Below are 16,409 nucleotides of genomic sequence, written 5' to 3'. Positions count from 1 at the left end.
TCCCTGGACAGGCGCACCCCCGCCGAGGCAGCGTATCGCCCTGAGTCGCTGGATCGACGAATCAGCGGACGTATCTTCACTCGAGCAGTACCAGAAAACCTCAAGGAGAACTGGTTATGCAACGACTGAGTTTTACGCGTCGCCTCGCTACCGCCATCGCCGCCTCGGCGGTGTTCGCAGCGCCGTTCGCCGGACATGCCGCCGCCGAACCCGCCGGGGTGGATTGGTCCGCCGCCGCACAGCAGCTGCGAGCCGCCGCATCCGGCAATCCGGCGGCGGAGCGGGCGGTGGACCGGCTGATCGCCTCCGGACAGCTGGCGAAGGCGGGCCAGGTGGCCTTGCCCGCGCAGCCGTTCCAGATCCCCGCGCAGTCGGACATCGGCCGCGGCGAGGGCCCGGGCGTGTACGGATCGGGAATCGCGCTCGGCATGGACGGATTCCGCATCGGATTCTTCGGCGGACCCGGCACCATCTCGCCGAACCAGGGCGGCGCGAAGCTCGAGGCGCTGTGGATCAATCTCGCGAACGGACGCAGCGGCACCGAATTGCTCTACGAACACAACGACGTTCCGGTGGACACCACCATCCGCACCCGCGCCTTGGACACCGGCGCGGGCCCGGTGGTCGCCGCGGTGTACGGCTCGCTGTGGCACCGCTGGTCGGTGCCGGTCAGCGACCAGAACCCGGACGGGTACGCCTACCGGCTGGGCACGATCTCGGTTCCGTCGTTCGGCGCCGTCTACAACTGAGCGCCGCGGCTCCGGCTCCCGCCGCCACGGGAGCCGGAGCCTTCGGTTTGTCGGAAGGTGGGTCCTTCCGTAGCTTTTGGGTTCGTGAGTCTGGAAGACCGGGTCGCCGAACTGGAGCGGCGGCTCAGCGCGCTGGAGGAAAGCATCCGGCCCGATGGCCTCCCACCGGGGGCCGAGCAGTGGGCGGTGGCTCGTTTGCGGGAGGAGTTCGCCGCGGCCGACGAACCCGACGGCGGCGTCGTGTTCGCCGGGTCCGTGCGTCTGCCCAACGATCAGCAGCGCGAGTGGCAGGCCCGGTTCACCACCGGCGACCTCATCGAGGACGACTGGGCCGAGACGGCGGAATGCCTTGCCGCGCTGGGCAGCCCGGTCCGGCTGCGCCTGCTGCGCGAGATCATGGGCGGGCGGCGAACCGCGGCCGAACTGGCCGGAGTCGACGGTGTCGGCGACTCCGGCCAGATCTACCGGCATTTGCGGCAACTGGCCGCGGTGGGCTGGCTGCACACCGCAGGGCGCGGGCGATTCGAGGTGCCCGCCGCCAGGGTGGTGCCGCTACTGGTCGCCCTGGCCAGCGCTCGCCGCTGATTCCGGCGGCGTCGCGGCGGCCACGTATCCCGCGGTGGCGAGCATGCCGCCGATCTGCTCGTAGGTCGCCCGCTCCCGTGGCGCGACCGTCGCCAGGCCGTCCACATAGCGGTTGAACATGCAGAACGCCGAGGCGACCAGGACCGCGTCGTGGATGTCCTCGTCCTTCGCGCCCGCGGCGCGCGCGTTCTCGATGTCCTCCGGCGTCACCTCCAGCCCGGACCGGCGCACCTTGTCGGCGATACGCAGCAACGCGCGCAGTTTCGGATCGATCGCGGCGGAGTCCACGTCCTCGATGACCGCGTCGACCAGTTCGCGGCCGCCGTCCACCAGCGCCGCCGCGGTCGCCGCGTGCGACTGGGTGCAGAAATAGGTCTGGTTGCGCGAGGACACGTACGCGGCGATGGTTTCGCGCTCTCCCGGCGTCAGCGGCGACGACCCGCGCAACAGCGTCTGCGCGAATTCGCTGAGCGCCATTCCGGTTTCGGGCTTGAAGGCGAACAGACCCCGGATGCCGGGCAGATCGCCGGGAATGTCGATGAATGGTGCACGGTCCTGCGGATCGGACATCGGCCGCGGCTCCCTTCGAGCGGTCTCGAGACGTTGCGAGGGTAGCGCTACCGGCCGGTAACGGCGGGCGAAAAGGGCGAAATCGGTCCGACGGCCGTTCCCAGCTGGGACGGAAGCCACCGAACCGAGACGGATTTGTCCGTTTCTATTGTGACCTGTCACACTCCGCACTGCTACGGTGGCAAGTCAACACGCCGTACCGGTTCGCTAGGTCGAGGACCGACGCGAGGGTTTTGTGGAGGTAATTCGACATGAACTTGGCCCACACGCTGGAGGCCGTGAAGGCGCTAGGGGTGCTGCGGAGCCGGGGTGTCACCGACCCGAAGAAGCCGCTGGAGACGCTGCGCACGATGCGGGAATCGCGCATCCTCGGCCCCCAGGCGACGCTGATCCGGCACTCCGCGCGGGTGGCCCCGGACGCGCCGGGCATCGTGGACGAGGCAGGCACGCTGACCTACCGGGAACTGGACGACCGGTCGACGGCCGTCGCGCGCGGCCTGCAGGCGGCGGGCATCACCGAAGGCCAGGTGATCGGCCTGCTCGCGCGCGATCACCGCGGGCTGATCATCGCCATGGCCGCCGCGGGCAAGCTCGGCGTGCGGGTCGCGTTGATGAACACCGGGTTCGCCAAGCCGCAGTTCGCCGAGGTGTGCGTCCGCGAGAAGGTCAAGGCGGTGCTGCACGACAGCGAGTTCCTGGGCCTGCTCGACGCGCTGCCCGCCGACTTGCCGCGCTACCTCACCTGGGTCGACGAGGGCACCGCCCTGCCCGAGGGCGCGCAGACGCTCGACGACTTGGTCGCGGCCAACTCCACCGAGCCGCTGCCTGCGCCGAGCAAGCCCGGCGGCTTCATCATCCTGACCAGCGGCACCACCGGCCTGCCGAAGGGCGCCCCGCGCACCAAGGTGACTCCGCTGTCCACGGCGCAGATGGTCGACCGCATCCCGTTCCCCCGGCGCGGCACCCAGGTGATCGTCTCGCCGATCTTCCACAGCACCGGCCTGGCCACCTGGCTGGTCGGCGCGGCGCTGTCGAACAAGGTGGTGGTGCGCAGGCGGTTCGACGCCGAGGCGACGCTCGCCCTGGTCGCCGAGCACCAGGCCGACATGCTGGTGGCGGTGCCGACGATGCTGCACCGGATGGTCGAACTCGATCCGGCGATCCGGGCCGAGTACGACACCTCCTCGCTGAAGGCGATCGTGCTGGCCGGCTCGGCCCTGTCGCCGGAACTGACCATCAAGGCCACCGAGGCGTTCGGCCCGGTGCTGTACAACCTCTACGGCTCCACCGAATGCGCCGTGGCGACCGTGGCCAATCCGGAGGACCTCGCGCTCGCGCCCGGCACCGTCGGGCGGGCGCCGATCACCTGCGAGGTGCGGCTCTACGACGACAACGACCAGCGCGTCACCGCCGTCAACACCACGGGGCGCATCTTCATCCGCAGCGGCGCGCCGTTCGAGGGCTACACCGACGGCAGGCACAAGCAGATCATCGACGGCTACATGTCCAGCGGCGATGTGGGCCATTTCGACGAGAACGGTCTGCTCATGGTGGACGGCCGCGACGACGACATGATCGTCTCCGGCGGCGAGAACGTCTTCCCGCAGGAGGTGGAGAACCTGCTGCTGGAACGGCCCGACATCTTCGACGTCGCGGTGGTCGGGGTGGACGACGTGGAGTTCGGCAAGCGCCTGCGCGCCTTCGTCGTTCCCGAGCCCGGCTCATCGCCCGACGGTGAGGAGATCAAGGCGTACGTGAAGAACAACCTGGCGCGCTACAAGGTGCCGCGCGAGGTGGTGTTCCTCGACGACCTGCCGCGCAACGCGACCGGCAAGCTGCTGCGCCGCGTGCTGGTGGAGTACGAGGTCAAGGCCTGACCGACAGCGGGCCGGGCCACCGCGCCCGGCCCGTTACCAGCGGGTATCAACCCGATGAGATACGTGACACAACCGGTTACACACGCTTGCTAGTGTTAGCACCAGCACTGGGTATATCGAATTGCGGTCCGCACCACCCGGAGGATCACCGGGTGCCACCGCCGGAAGGTTGTCGTCGATGTCTCTTTCCCTCCCCGCGTTGGGCGGCGCCGCCCGCAAGGCGGGCGATCTGGCCCTTGGCGTGAACGTGATGGTCAAGCGGCGGCTGTTCAATCCGCTGCGCCCCGACCATGCCGCACGGTCGGCGTTCAACATCTTGAAGTTCGGTCCGTTCGCCGGTGTCGTCATGCACGCCGCGCAGACCAGGCCGCACGCCGTCGCGATCGTCGACGAACGCGGGGAGCTAACCTTCGGCCAGCTCAACGAGCAGTCCAACGCCCTGGCCCGCGGGTTGCAGGCCAAAGGCATCAATCCCGGTGACGTGGTGGCGATCCTGGCGCGCGACCACCGCGGCATGGTGCTGAGCCTGCTGGCCACCGGCAAGCTCGGCGTGCGCGGGGTGCTGATGAACACCGGTTTCGCCAAGCCGCAGTTCGCCGACGTGGCCGAGCGCGAGAACGTCAAGGCGGTGCTGCACGACAGCGAGTTCATCGATCTGATGAGCGCCATTCCCGCCGCGATCCCGCGCATCCTCACCTGGGTGGACGAGAAGGACGGCGCCGATCCCGCGATCCCGACCATCGATTCGCTGATCAGCGGTCAGTCCGGCGCGGCGCTGCCCGCCCCGGCCAAGCCCGGCGGCATCGTCATCCTCACCAGCGGCACCACCGGCACCCCGAAAGGCGCCCCGCGCGACCGGGTCAGCCCGTTCGCCTCGGCCCAATTCATCGACCGGGTGCCGCTGCCCGCCGACGGCACCATGATCATGGCGGCGCCGATCTTCCACGGCACCGGTCTGTCCCAGTTCACTCTCGGCCTCGCGCTGGGCAACCGGGTGGTCTTCCAGCAGCGCCGCTTCGATCCCGAGCAGACCCTGGCGAATATCGAGAAGTACCGGGCGGATTCGCTGGTGGTGGTCCCGACCATGCTGCAACGCATCCTCGACCTGGACGCGGACGTGCTGGCGAAGTACGACGTCAGCAGCATCAAGGTGATCTTCGCGGCGGGCTCGGCCATCGCGCCCGACGTGGTGACCCGCACGCTGGACCACTTCAACGACAGCCTCTACAACCTCTACGGCTCCACCGAGTGCGCCGTGATGACCGTCGCGACGCCGGAGGACCTGCGCAAGGCGCCCACCACCGCGGGCAAGCCTCCGGTCGGCATCAGGATCGTGCTGCTCGACGCCGACCGCAAGCCGATCACCGAGCCGAACGTGACCGGAACCATCTTCGTGGACAACGGCTTCGCCTTCACCGGCTACACCGACGGCCGCACCAAGGAGATGGTGGACGGCATGATGTCCAGCGGCGACGTCGGGCACTTCGACGCCGACGGCCTGCTCTACATCGACGGCCGCGACGACGACATGATCGTCTCCGGCGGCGAGAACGTCTTCCCGCTCGAGGTGGAGAACCTGATCGCCGGGCGCGACGACATCTTCGAGGCCGCCGTGGTCGGCGTGGACGATCGGGAGTTCGGCAAGCGGCTGCGCGCGTTCGTCGTCCCGGGTCCCGAGTGCAAGCGCGACCCGCAGGAGATCAAGGACTACGTCAAGGCGAATCTCGCTCGCTACAAGGTCCCGCGCGAGGTGATCTTCCTCGACGAACTGCCCCGCAACGCGACCGGCAAGCTGCTGCGCAAGCCGCTGATCGAGATGGAGGTCGACGCGGGCTGAGCGGCGCGTCCACGGTCTGCTCGGCGGTGCGCGGGCCGCCAGCCTCGCGGGCCGAAGTAGGCCCAGTTGCAGCCGCATGTCGCACCGGATTTCGGTGCGTGCCGATGCGGTCGGACGCGTGCAATCGGTCCGCTATCATCAGCGGGTGAGTTACGAGTTCGACCGGTCTGCCGCGGGACGTCGCGGCGCCGTCGCGCGGGTGCGCGGTGGCTCGGCCGGTGCGATCTCGGGGGCCATTTCCGTCGCGGCGCACGGCTGGGCTTCCGGCGGCATGCTGCCGGGCACCACCGCGCTGGCCCTGCTCGCCGCCGCGTCCGCCGTGATCGGCGCGATGGTGGCGGGCCTGGCCCCGCTGCGCGAGACGTCGTCCGGGCTGGTCGCGGCGCTGGTCGCCGGGCAGCTGCTCGGGCACTTCACCATGGGGCTCGACTCGGGGCACCTGCATCACGGTGATGCCCAGCTGACTCCGGCCATGCTCGCCGCGCACGTGTGCGCGGCATTCGCGGCGGCCATCGTCATCCGGGGCGCGGAGGCCGCGTACCGGATCGCGACCGCGGTGCTGCGCCGCGTGCTGCCGGTGCGCCACACTTCGCCGATCGTCGCGGGCCGCGCTCCTTTGCGGACGGTCCATCGCGACCGGGTCGTCCTTCGTGTGTTCGCGGCCGAGGCGCTGCGCACACGTGCTCCGCCATTCGCGGTCGTTCGCTGATTCTTTCCACACCCGGTGCACGCGTGGCGTGAGTGTTGCTCATCGTCACGGTCTTTCGTGCGGCACCGCGTCGCCTCGCACCCTCGTGCCCACGCTGAGCGCGCGGACGCGACGTGTCGTCCCGGGTCGCGAATCCATCCCTCCGCCTGCGGCGGTGCGATCGGGCTCCCTCGAAGGAGCGCGTGTCCCGCCGTCGGAACAGTCGTATCCGCGACGAGCGCGTTCGATGTATGCGCTCTCGCCGTGGCGACCCCGTGCCCATGGCTATCGAAGGGTGGTGCGGCCCCGACCGGGTTCCGCCGTCAGAAACGAAACGATCGTGAGTACAACAGAAACCATTTCCGACGCCGACTTATCGGCGCCGTCGGATTCCTCCGGCCCGCGCAGGGCCAGCGCGCGTAACAGCCTGTACGCGCCGGCCATGCGCCTGCACTTCTACGCGGGTGTGTTCGTCGGGCCGTTCATCCTCATCGCCGCCGTCACCGGCGCGCTCTACGCGATATCGCCGACGCTCGAGTCGATCGTGTCGCGTGACCTGCTTACGGTCACCGAGACCGGAACGCCGAAGCCGCTGTCGGAGCAGGTCGGCGCGGCCGTCGCCACCCGGCCGGACCTGCCGCTGGCCGCCGTCGCCCCCGCCGCGGGCGCGCGGGACACCACCCGGGTGCTGTTCAGCGACCCCTCGCTGGGCGAATCCGAGCGGCGCGCGGTGTTCGTCGACCCGTATACCGCGCAGCCGGTGGGCGATTCCGTCGTGTACGGCAGCTCGGGTGCGCTGCCGATGCGCACCTGGATCGATCGGCTGCACCGGGACCTGCACCTGGGCGAACCGGGCCGGCTCTACAGTGAGCTCGCCGCGTCCTGGCTGTGGATCGTCGGGCTGGCCGGGCTGGTCATCTGGGTGCGCCGGGTGCGCAGCCGCCGGACCCGCAACGGCTGGGGCTGGCTGCTGGCGGCCGATCGGTCGCAGCGTGCGCGAGGCCGCACCCTGAACTGGCACGGTGCGGTCGGGATGTGGGCGCTTCCCCTGGCGCTGCTGCTGTCGGCGACCGGCATGACCTGGTCGACCCACGCGGGTGAGAACATCACCGACTTGCGCGAGCAGCTCAGCTGGACCACACCGGCGGTCAGCACCGCATTGCCCGGTGCCGTCGCGCCGAGCCATGATTCGGGTTCCGATCACCACGGCGGCGGTCACACCGAGCACGCGCCCGCCGACCCGGCCGATCGGATCGCCCAGCTGGATCGGGTGTACGCGACCGCACGCGCCGAAGGCATCACACAGGCGGCCGAGATCGCCGTCCCGGCCGCGCCGGGCCGAGCGTTCGCGGTGAAGGAACGCCGGATGCCGGGCGTCTACACCGTCGATTCCGTGGCCGTCGACGGCGCGACCGGCGCGGTCACCGATCGTCTGCCCTACGCCGACTGGCCGCTGATGGCCAAGCTCACCAACTGGGGCATCCAGTTCCACATGGGCTTGATGTTCGGGCTGCTCAATCAGTTGTTGCTGCTCGCGGCGATGATCGGCCTGATCACCGTGATCGTGCGCGGCTATCTGATGTGGTGGCGCAGGAGGCCGACCCGCGACGCGGGGCGGTTCGCGCTGGGCCGGGCGCCGCGGCGCGGGGCCTTGCGCAAGACCTCGCTGTGGCTGGTCGTCCCGCTGGTGGCCGCCGCGCTGGTGGTCGGCTGGTTCGTCCCGTTGGTCGGGCTGAGCCTGCTGGTGTTCCTCGCGATCGACGTGCTGCTCGGCCTCGCCGGACGGATGCGCGCCGCCGCTTAATCACATATCCACGGGCTGCGGCCCGTTACTTCCACGACCTACCGAACGTCACGGGTATGGCCGTCGCTTCGCCATGCCTCGAAAACCAAGGATTCCCATGCAGATCACGAAACTAGCCCTGGCCGCCGCGTTCACGACCGCCGCGGTGAGCATCGCCGCCGGCACGAGTTCCGCCGCTCCCGAGGTCGCTGCGGTGGACAGCACGTCCGTCGAGTCCACGTCCACCGAAGCCGCCGAGGCCGTCGGTTTCACCGCCCACGCCACCGAGACCGCCAGCGTCATCAGCATCGATTCCGGCTCTCTTGTGGTCGAGGATCACGTGTTGAAGGTGAAGGCCGCCGACGGCACCGTCGTCGCGGGCGCGCCGTTGACCTTCCTGGTCGACGAATTCGAATTCCCCATCGCCGCGGAGATCTCCGGCCGCACCGCGACCCTGACCCCGCAGTTCGACATGGCGCACGCGGTCTACAAGCCGGTCGCCCTCCCGTTCGAGGACAAGGCGCCGTGGAAGACCGAGTACGACCGTGAGCAGGCGGCCTGGTCCCGGATGACCAGCACCATCTCCATGGGCGCCACCATCGGCACCCTGGTCGGCGGCATCGGCGGCGCGGCGGTGGGCTGCGTGCTCGGCGGCATCGCCGGCGCGACCGTCGCCGCCGCCACCATCGTCGGCATGTTCGGCCCGTTCATCCCGGCCGCCGCCGTCGGCTGCCTCGGCGGCATCGTCGCCGTCGGCGCCCTCGGCACGGTCGCGGGCCAGATCCTGGTGACAGCGCCCGTCGCCATCGGCGCGGCGATCATGTACTTCTCCACGATCAACTCCCCATTCGGGGCGAAATGATCTGACCTGGGGAAATAGCCCTAGCATCCGGTCTGAACTGGAGGTTTGCGATTGGTGTGACGTAACGCACATATCGGAAGGGGACCTGCCCGAGGGAGTCATTTGGCTCCCTCGGGCACAGTCGTCGTCGGTTGCCGGACTGTGTGAATCGGTCGCCTCCGGGTTGCGCACACCTCAGATGCTTAGCCGGACGAAGCATCTGGTGCCTAGAGGCAACGACAGACCATGCGGTTCCGCATACCGCGATCCGATGCCATCCTCGACAGTGTGTCTGAACTGAGATGGTCCGAGCGTCATGAGAAATTTGTGACAGCAGAGGGCATGGCAGTCGGAAGGCTCGATGAGCGCTTCCGAAATGAGGTGTCGGTTGACATTGAAGACGTTGAAGACGTCGATCTGGAGGCGCTGCTAAGCGCCCTGGGGGATGCGGCTGATTGGTACGACCGTGTTGAAATAGTACGCGGTAGTCCACATGCTGGAAGTCACTCGATATTTACTATGCAGATAGGCTGCATGTATGACGCTAAACCATGGATTTTGCTTGAGTTCGATAGCGATGTCCTGGGCAAATTAAGATTGGTTATGGGTTTGCCGAGCGCCGAGATTTCCTGGACCAGGGATAGCGTCAATCGGTTAATTCAGCATATATGGTCGCCGTTCGACTGTGAAATAGAAACCATTAGGCGTACTGGCCCCGTGGACTTGTACAATGATCGCGATCACGAGCGTCAGCTTCCACATGGTTGGGAAGTCTGTCTTCTTCTGGGAGGCGATGCTTGTCGTTCTGTAGGCGACATTATGCAACTGGGAATGCTAAGCCAATCCATGCTCCAGTTGGCACCGCAGATTCCGACCAATGCAGTACGGATTGACGGCAGAATGGCTTGGAGCCTTTTGCGCACCGGTCAAGCGGAATGGCTACTGGGGCAAGAAGAGTCATCTACGCTTGAAGTTAAATCGGCGGCATATGACCTTTCTCAATGGTCGGGAAAGATCGAATTGGCGCAGGACGTTGCACGCTTTGCTAACGCGGAAAACGGCGGTACGCTGATAATCGGGGTTAGGACCAAGAAAAAGATCGGGTCCGAAACGGTCGTAAAAATTGTTCCGGTATCGTGCGAACACGAGTCCATTGCCCAGTACCAAAAAGTAATTGATAGTAGGGTCTATCCACTTGTGGATGGTCTGGTTGTGGACAGATTTCCACATCGGGACGGTGGGTATATTATGGCGATAATGATTCCGCCTCAAAAGGAGGACTCAAAGCCGTACTTAGTTCAAGGCGCATTCGTTGACGGTAAATATGAAGGCGCGTTCATCTCAATAGTTAGACGGAGAGGGGAAGGGTCCGTTCCTGTGACTGCGTCGGCAATTCACGCCTATCTCGTCGCAGGGCGCAAAGCGCTGCACCAGCCGGAGAAGGGCGTTGGGGGATAGAAGCGGAAAGTCTCGACTAATTCCGGAGGGGCGCGGCAGCACTTCGTGTCATGTGTTGGATGCGGTCGATCCTGGTGTGGTGGTTCGGTCCCCACCCTGGTTGCGCGCCAGCAGCGCCCCGCCCGCAGCGGAGCGAGGACGGGGTGCCTGGCGCGACGCGGCGTAGCCGCGCCGTTCTTGATTCTGTAGAGGGAAATTCGGCAAATTCTGTTGGAGGTTTCCTACCTCCCTTTTCTCTTTTTCTTCTCCCCAGTAGGACGCGCCAACTTCTCTCCCTGCGCTACAACGAATCTCGAGAACATCCCGCACACCCACTCACCCGCGAATGCTCCCTGGCACCGTAGGACGAGCGGACGCGAGGGCGTGGCACTGCTGCCGCACAACCCAGCGTGCGACCCGAACCCCACCCCTAACCAGGAGGCCGACCGCGCTGTGAGCCGATCGGCTGTGATGGTTATCGGTCGCGAGTTATTCCGCGTGCGCGGTCTTGTCCGTGTCCGGTGCCGCCACGCACAACGCTCGGGGCTTGGCCGGGTGGGTGCCTCACCGCTGCTTGTGGGTGATGCGCCTGCCCCAGCCACAGAAGTCGTTCGACCTCCGAGAGACGACCTTTCTCGTCCAGCTCCTTGAACGCGGCGTTGCGCGCCTCGTCCAGCGCCTTGAATGCCGCTTCCCGTTCCTTCTCGGCTGCTGTTGCGCGTGCCTCGGCTGCTTCGCGCTCAACGCTGGCGGCGTCGGCTGATTCTCGGGCGACTTGTTCTGCGGTGTCGGCGGTTTCGCGTTCCTGGTACTGGCTTGGTACCGGGAATTCCTGCGCCACCCGTTCGGCGGCTTCTCGTTCGATCCGTGCCCGCTCGGTTTCCGGTGTCTGGCGTGCTTGCCGGGCTCGCTCTGCCTCTGCTCGGGCCTGCCGGTCGCGTTCGACCTGTGGCGCGTCCGCTCGGCCACGCGCGGCGGCTTCCCGGAACTGCTGCATCTTCCGGAATTGTTCGGCTCGTTCTTGCGCACGCACAATCTGGCGGATCTTCGCCAGCCGTTCCCGCGCCCGGTCGGCCCGTTGCAGCTCGTAAGGCCGGATCAGTTCCAATTGCTTGGATGCCAGCGATCGGCCGAGTTGCATAGCGCGCAGGGCGTCAGCGCGGGAAATGATCACGTGCTGGAATTTGTCACCGAAATCACGTGCCATGTCACGCAGGTCTTCGCGGACTTTGTCGGGAATCTTCTCACCCGCCACCGTTTCCCATCGCGCATGAGTAATGCGGCCGGAATTGAGTCCATCCCGGTCCTTTCGTAGCTGAGCGCGAGCATCTACCTCGTTGACTCGACCCGACTTACGTTCGACACCTTGAACACCTCGACCTTGTGTTCGTGCTGAATCCAGAACGCGAGGACCGTCTTTGGTTTCTATCCTGAAATGGTGAGCCCATCCTTTTTCCGGCGTTTCCCCTAGTTCGTGCGCCCTACCGAGTTCGAAATACAGCCCTTTCTCGTAATTGGTCAATCTTCTACGAACGGCATCGTATTCGTCGGGCACGGCTGCACCACCCCCGTTTACATTGAGCGAGTCAGAGCGCTATCTGGTGGTCCGAGATTTCCGGACGTCGCGCACAGCCTCAGAGATGTTGTGTTCGATCAACCTAGGGCCATCACTGTCGGACAGATATTCCGCGATCGACACCATGCTTCGAGTGCCGTCACCCTGCACAGCCGGGCCGAAATCGGTGTACAGCGGTGGACCCCACTCGGGGCGATTCGTCCATTGCAAGCCGCCACGCCGCACATAGCATTCGCCAAGGAATCGGACGAACCCGTCCGCAAGTTCGCGGTTTTCGGGGGCAGTCAATCCGGCCTCGCCGAACAGCTGTTTCGCCGCTTCCATGATCCGGGTCGAAAGCGGCGGCTTCCACCAGGCCGCATCCTCCGCGATATCCGGGACTGTGGCCACGAGGAATGCGCGCACCCCTGATTCCATGCGTTCGGGTGCAACCCAATCGAGGAAGGCTTGGGTTTTGTCATCGAATTCCATATCGAAACCGATCTGTTCGTCGTCCACAAGCTGGGCCTTTCCCTCGTACTGACTGTCTGATGTCACAGAATCGATGCACTACAGTGTTGCGCCCACGCAAGTCCCCGGGCAAACAAGGGACACAGGCGTAAGTGTCGCAGTCGCGGATGCTCGGCCGGAACCGTCATCTCTCGACATACAGCCGTTCACAGGGCAACCGGGGCAGCCGACCAGTTGCGCCGCTGGCGACGGCTACGGCGTCGGTGCAACGGCGGACACTCTCGTCTTGCAGGAACACCAGAGCCGCAGTCAGGCACGCCGCGTAGTGCAGGGTGTGGCCGCGCATTCGCACGATCAGGTGCACGTCGGGTTCGTCCGGCAAAGGTGAGGTCATGCCGTGTATGGAGTGGCGCGGTTCGTCTGCGGGTTGCATGGGAGCCTTCCGTGAAGGGTTGACCCTTGCGTGAATATCGCTGCGGTGCAATGAATTCAGTGGGGCGGGGAAGGCTGGCGGGCGGGTTCGGTTGGGCACACCGATGGAGTTCCGTCCGCGCAGCCTTCCCCCTTTTGGGTCCCCCGGCACCTGGCGCGCTTCCCCTGTGGTGCAAGGGGGGGACCAGGGGACGCGCTTTCGTGCGGGGCGGTCTGGGTGGTTCAGGTGTTGTTGAGGTGCTGGCCGATGATGGCGGGGATCAACAGGTCCAGAAAGGTGATGTCGTCGGCGGCGGGAATGTTCTCGATGATCGGATCGAGTACCGGTGCGGCATACAGGCGTCCGGTGTGCGGTGCGGCGGCAGTGCGGGCGCTGCTGATCAGTTCATAGACCACCATCGCCATCACACGGACACGGGTCGTGTCGCTCATCCCACCCCGCACCGCGTCTGTGGTGGCGGCTACCAGAGTGCCGATCACGTCGGTAAGAACGTCGAGTTCGGCGTCGGCGCGCTCGGCGTCCTGGTCCCCGGTCACCGACCGTCCTCCGACGGCTGGGTTGGTGGCGGGGCAGGCTGGGCGGCGAAGTCGGGATAGCGGGTGGGATCGAACACGACGTGGATACCGATCCACGGGCATTTCTGGCCACCGAGCGCGATGTCCATGGGGGAATCGTGGTCGGCCATGCGACCGCGAACCACCGTCACCATCTGCCCGAAGCAGTTCATCGACGGGCATTTGACCGACAGCACTTCCCCGGTCTGCTGGTCGAAGGTGAACAGGCCGCACTGCTCGACGGTGATCCACGGCCCACATGCCGGACCACACCCGTGCGGCACCACAGCGTTGGGTTGTTCAGGCATACGCCATCACCCGCCCTCGATGCCGCGCACGCTGGGCGACGCATCCCCGGATCGCGTCGACCACGACCCGCCCCGAGGGCCGGTAGGCATCGCGGGGCGGATGCACCCACGCCCGAAACAAACCGGGCCGCTGACCGGGACCGGGCAAGGCGATCTCCCCCGCCCGCAGGATCGACACACCCAACCGCGACATCTCCGCGAACAACCGAATGTCCTCCGGCAGATCCGGCCCGGTCAGAAACGTCCAACGCTGCGAACGCGGATGCGTCATCACCGGCCCGGACGGCTGACCCGTTCGATCCATCCACACCTTGACTTCCGAGCCGATGAACGCGGGCATCATCACCCCGCACACCCGGCCCGCGCGTAGCGTGATGCGCCCCAGATGCGGCGGGTGGACTTCAGCGGGCAGATCGCACACCTGCCGGTAGAAGTGACACACCGACAACGGTGTGTGCCCAGGCTGTTTCGACGAATTCACGAACAACTCCCCTGCTCGATGCACTGGTGTGCACCCGACGCCGAGGCCGAACCGCACGGCTGCGCATCATCGGGCAACCAGCAGGGCCGGGATGAGAACCGGCAACACCCGGCGTCGGGGCTGAATCCAGGCTCTGCGCGTGGGGCAATGCTCACAATGGCAGTACTGAGCAGCGGTGTTTGAAACTACTAATTGCGAGTGGTCTCGAAGTGCGTTGTGCCCGCGTACCGTTGGCATATGGGCGCACAACTAGGGGACCGCCTGCGCAGTATCCGCAAACGGCGTGGGCTCACTCAGACCGAGCTAGCAGAACGATCCGGTGTGTCGGTTCAGCTGATCAGGCTGCTCGAGCAGGGCGGGCAGGAGTCGACGAGGACCGAAACGGCGCGTCGGCTGGCGAACGCGCTGCGGGTCGAAACCTCTGCTCTGATTGTGAAGCCGGATGCCGCCGATCCAGACGTGACCGATGTCGAGCTGTGGGCCGATGTCCGTCAGGCGCTGGCCGGTATCTACCCGGCCGATGAGTACACCGAACCGCCGACCGTCGCCGGTGTCAGCGCAACGTTCGCGGAAGTGAAGCCATTGTTCCGCGGTGGCCGTTTCGCTGAGCTTGCCCAGCACCTGGTGCCGATGTTGCGCGATGCGGATTACCTGGTCTCTGCGGCGGATTCGGGCACCGTCGATGCACGCAGGCTGCGGTCTCGGATTCGCCAGATGGTGGCCTGGCAAATGTGCCTGACCTGGCAGTTCGACGCAGCAGACCACGCAATCGCGTTGGCGCTGGATGATGCGCCGGATCTGCGGGCAGCTGCGCCGTTGGCGGATGCGGATTGCTGGCGCTGGATTCGGAAAGGGGACCTCGCCAAGGCCCGCGAGGTTGCAGCCAAGTGGGCGGATGATCTCGAACCGCGCCGAATCTCCAAGGCATCGCGAGAAGATCTCGCCAGTTGGGGACTGATGCTGCAACGGGTCTCCACAGCGGCGATACGGGACAACCGACCTGGGGAGGCAGATGACGCGCTGGCGTTCGCCCGCGTAGCCGGGATGGCGATCCGCCATGGCGAACACGACTCGAGAGACGGCCTACTGCACGCATTCGGCCCGGTCACGGTACAGATGCTGGCTGCGGAGAACGCCATGGTGATCGACAAGCCGCAAGTCACTTTGGCGATCGGCGCACAGCTGGAGGGAACGAAATACCCTCTCCCATGGCCGTGGCAGCGTCATCGCCTCGACGTCGCAGCAGCACACGCAGCGATGCGGCAGTACCCCGAAGCTCTGGCCGTACTTCAACAGATCCGCCGCGAGCTCCCCGAATGGCTGGTGAAACAAAGATTCGCGCGTGACATCCTGGCGGGCATGATCAACAAGCGCCGGACGCTCACGGCAGAAGTCCGTGAGCTAGCAGACTTCGTGCAGGTCCCGTACTGAGCAGCCTCACACAGTTACTGGCGAACCGGCACAGAGAGACCCTTGTTCTTGTCTTGCGAGTTGCGCCCGTAGATCCACGGCACTAGATCAGGAAAATCATGAGGATTCAGAGGCATATCCCCACGGTACGACGTAGACACCTCTTTTCGAACTTCTCCACGATCAACTCGCCCATGCCCGCTCCCCTCAAGTGACCCGTTGACGCGAGTGGCACGCCACCGAGAGCTCTACTCACGGTTCGCCGCAGTGGTGTGCCACTCGTGTTCGTCGGTGGGGGTTGGGGGCCTACCGGGGTCAGGCGCAGCAGGTGGCGCCGGAGGCGAGGGCTTCCTTTTTCGCAGCGGGGGTGCAGCATCCGCCTTCGGCGGCGGCTTCCTCGGCGGTGCCGCAGCATGCCTTGACCGCGTCGGACGAGGTCGGTTCGGATGCGGTGCCGAAGGTTTCGCTGTCGGCCAGGACGGTGTAGACCTCCCAGCGCTCCTTGTCCGGTGCGGTGACCCAAACCTTGTCCTGGGTGGCGAAGCAACAGGTCGTGGCGAGCTGTTCTTCGGTGAACAACCCGGCTGCCGACAGGCGGGCGATCTCGGCGTGCACCTTCTCGGAGGTTTCGACCTCGACGCCGAGGTGGTTGACGCTGCCGCCGTGGCCTGGATTCTCGATCAGCACCAGTTTCAGCGGTGGTTCGGTGACGGCGAAGTTGGCGTAACCAGGCTTGCGTTTGGCGGGCTCCGTCGCGAACAGGGTCGAGTAGAACGCCACGGCCTGGTCGATGTCGTCGACGTTCAGGGCGAGTTGGATGCGGGACATGA

17 protein-coding genes are annotated in these 16,409 nt (G+C 66.1%); 9 read left to right on the top strand and 8 right to left on the bottom strand.

The features are described 5' to 3' along the window. Nucleotides 1-116 precede the first annotated feature (116 nt). Both U3653_RS10595 and U3653_RS10590 read left to right on the top strand, forming a co-directional pair. Nucleotides 117-749, top strand: a complete 633-nt coding sequence (locus U3653_RS10595; RefSeq protein WP_195078455.1) for a hypothetical protein — start codon at nt 117-119, stop codon at nt 747-749. Between the two features lie 84 nt (nt 750-833). Beyond that, nucleotides 834-1,334, top strand: a complete 501-nt coding sequence (locus U3653_RS10590; protein ID WP_195078454.1) for an ArsR/SmtB family transcription factor — start codon at nt 834-836, stop codon at nt 1,332-1,334. On the opposite strand, the gene U3653_RS10585 is transcribed toward U3653_RS10590, so the two are convergent. Continuing rightward, a complete protein-coding gene (locus U3653_RS10585) occupies nt 1,302-1,904 on the bottom strand; it encodes a carboxymuconolactone decarboxylase family protein (RefSeq protein WP_195078453.1) in 603 nt (200 codons plus the stop codon). The genes U3653_RS10590 and U3653_RS10585 overlap by 33 nt on opposite strands. Nucleotides 1,905-2,155: 251 nt before the next feature. Between U3653_RS10585 and U3653_RS10580 the strand changes: the two genes are divergently transcribed. The 6 genes from U3653_RS10580 (at nt 2,156) to U3653_RS10555 (ending at nt 10,388) form a co-directional block, all read left to right on the top strand. Next, nucleotides 2,156-3,781: an acyl-CoA synthetase gene (locus U3653_RS10580; protein WP_195078452.1), complete on the top strand. Its 1,626-nt coding sequence runs from the start codon at nt 2,156-2,158 to the stop codon at nt 3,779-3,781. Nucleotides 3,782-3,959: 178 nt separating this feature from the next. Then, entirely contained in the window at nt 3,960-5,618 is a 1,659-nt protein-coding gene (locus tag U3653_RS10575) for an acyl-CoA synthetase (RefSeq protein ID WP_195078451.1), read from the top strand. A 145-nt stretch (nt 5,619-5,763) separates the two neighbouring features. After that, nucleotides 5,764-6,327 carry a hypothetical protein gene (locus U3653_RS10570; RefSeq protein ID WP_323124173.1) on the top strand — a complete coding sequence of 188 codons (564 nt, stop codon included), beginning with the start codon at nt 5,764-5,766 and terminating at the stop codon, nt 6,325-6,327. Between the two features lie 319 nt (nt 6,328-6,646). Continuing rightward, nucleotides 6,647-8,110: a PepSY-associated TM helix domain-containing protein gene (locus U3653_RS10565; RefSeq protein ID WP_323124172.1), complete on the top strand. Its 1,464-nt coding sequence runs from the start codon at nt 6,647-6,649 to the stop codon at nt 8,108-8,110. Between the two features lie 97 nt (nt 8,111-8,207). After that, complete coding sequence (locus tag U3653_RS10560) at nt 8,208-8,951, top strand: DUF8020 domain-containing protein (RefSeq protein ID WP_195078448.1); 744 nt, start codon at nt 8,208-8,210, stop codon at nt 8,949-8,951. Nucleotides 8,952-9,218: 267 nt separating this feature from the next. Continuing rightward, nucleotides 9,219-10,388, top strand: a complete 1,170-nt coding sequence (locus tag U3653_RS10555; protein ID WP_195078447.1) for an AlbA family DNA-binding domain-containing protein — start codon at nt 9,219-9,221, stop codon at nt 10,386-10,388. A 454-nt stretch (nt 10,389-10,842) separates the two neighbouring features. On the opposite strand, the gene U3653_RS10550 is transcribed toward U3653_RS10555, so the two are convergent. From U3653_RS10550 to U3653_RS10525, 6 genes are all read right to left on the bottom strand, one after another. After that, a complete protein-coding gene (locus tag U3653_RS10550; RefSeq protein WP_195078446.1) occupies nt 10,843-11,922 on the bottom strand; it encodes a hypothetical protein in 1,080 nt (359 codons plus the stop codon). Between the two features lie 39 nt (nt 11,923-11,961). After that, nucleotides 11,962-12,441 (bottom strand): hypothetical protein, encoded by a 480-nt coding sequence (locus U3653_RS10545; RefSeq protein WP_195078445.1) that lies wholly within the window; start codon nt 12,439-12,441, stop codon nt 11,962-11,964. A 136-nt stretch (nt 12,442-12,577) separates the two neighbouring features. Continuing rightward, entirely contained in the window at nt 12,578-12,787 is a 210-nt protein-coding gene (locus tag U3653_RS10540; protein WP_195078444.1) for a hypothetical protein, read from the bottom strand. A 260-nt stretch (nt 12,788-13,047) separates the two neighbouring features. Then, nucleotides 13,048-13,362: a hypothetical protein gene (locus U3653_RS10535; protein ID WP_195078443.1), complete on the bottom strand. Its 315-nt coding sequence runs from the start codon at nt 13,360-13,362 to the stop codon at nt 13,048-13,050. Continuing rightward, nucleotides 13,359-13,688: a hypothetical protein gene (locus U3653_RS10530; RefSeq protein WP_195078442.1), complete on the bottom strand. Its 330-nt coding sequence runs from the start codon at nt 13,686-13,688 to the stop codon at nt 13,359-13,361. Before U3653_RS10530 ends, U3653_RS10535 begins: the two co-directional genes overlap by 4 nt. Further along, entirely contained in the window at nt 13,681-14,169 is a 489-nt protein-coding gene (locus U3653_RS10525) for a DNA-directed RNA polymerase subunit beta (protein WP_195078441.1), read from the bottom strand. Before U3653_RS10525 ends, U3653_RS10530 begins: the two co-directional genes overlap by 8 nt. A 237-nt stretch (nt 14,170-14,406) precedes the next feature. Here U3653_RS10525 and U3653_RS10520 point away from each other — a divergent pair, with 237 nt between their 5' ends. Continuing rightward, the gene (locus U3653_RS10520; RefSeq protein WP_195078440.1) at nt 14,407-15,600 is read left to right on the top strand and encodes a helix-turn-helix domain-containing protein; all 1,194 of its coding nucleotides are present in this window, start codon (nt 14,407-14,409) and stop codon (nt 15,598-15,600) included. A gap of 294 nt (nt 15,601-15,894) precedes the next feature. Here the strand turns inward: U3653_RS10520 and U3653_RS10515 are convergent, their stop codons facing one another. Continuing rightward, complete coding sequence (locus U3653_RS10515) at nt 15,895-16,407, bottom strand: ArsI/CadI family heavy metal resistance metalloenzyme (protein WP_195078439.1); 513 nt, start codon at nt 16,405-16,407, stop codon at nt 15,895-15,897. Nucleotides 16,408-16,409: the final 2 nt, after the last annotated feature.

The sequence above is a fragment of the Nocardia implantans genome, from assembly GCF_035544775.1.
Lineage (GTDB): Bacteria > Actinomycetota > Actinomycetes > Mycobacteriales > Mycobacteriaceae > Nocardia > Nocardia implantans.
Note: the sequence above shows the minus strand (reverse complement) of the source record. Positions and strands in the feature narration are given on the sequence as shown.

Bases quoted from the DNA above. Each gene is read 5' to 3' on its own strand.
- U3653_RS10595 (WP_195078455.1), top strand. From the start codon at position 117: ATGCAACGACTGAGTTTTACGCGTCGCCTCGCTACCGCCATCGCCGCC.
- U3653_RS10585 (WP_195078453.1), bottom strand. From the start codon at position 1,904: ATGTCCGATCCGCAGGACCGTGCACCATTCATCGACATTCCCGGCGAT.
- U3653_RS10580 (WP_195078452.1), top strand. From the start codon at position 2,156: ATGAACTTGGCCCACACGCTGGAGGCCGTGAAGGCGCTAGGGGTGCTG.
- U3653_RS10575 (WP_195078451.1), top strand. From the start codon at position 3,960: ATGTCTCTTTCCCTCCCCGCGTTGGGCGGCGCCGCCCGCAAGGCGGGC.
- U3653_RS10560 (WP_195078448.1), top strand. From the start codon at position 8,208: ATGCAGATCACGAAACTAGCCCTGGCCGCCGCGTTCACGACCGCCGCG.
- U3653_RS10540 (WP_195078444.1), bottom strand. From the start codon at position 12,787: ATGACCTCACCTTTGCCGGACGAACCCGACGTGCACCTGATCGTGCGA.
- U3653_RS10530 (WP_195078442.1), bottom strand. From the start codon at position 13,688: ATGCCTGAACAACCCAACGCTGTGGTGCCGCACGGGTGTGGTCCGGCA.
- U3653_RS10520 (WP_195078440.1), top strand. From the start codon at position 14,407: ATGGGCGCACAACTAGGGGACCGCCTGCGCAGTATCCGCAAACGGCGT.
- U3653_RS10515 (WP_195078439.1), bottom strand. From the start codon at position 16,407: ATGTCCCGCATCCAACTCGCCCTGAACGTCGACGACATCGACCAGGCC.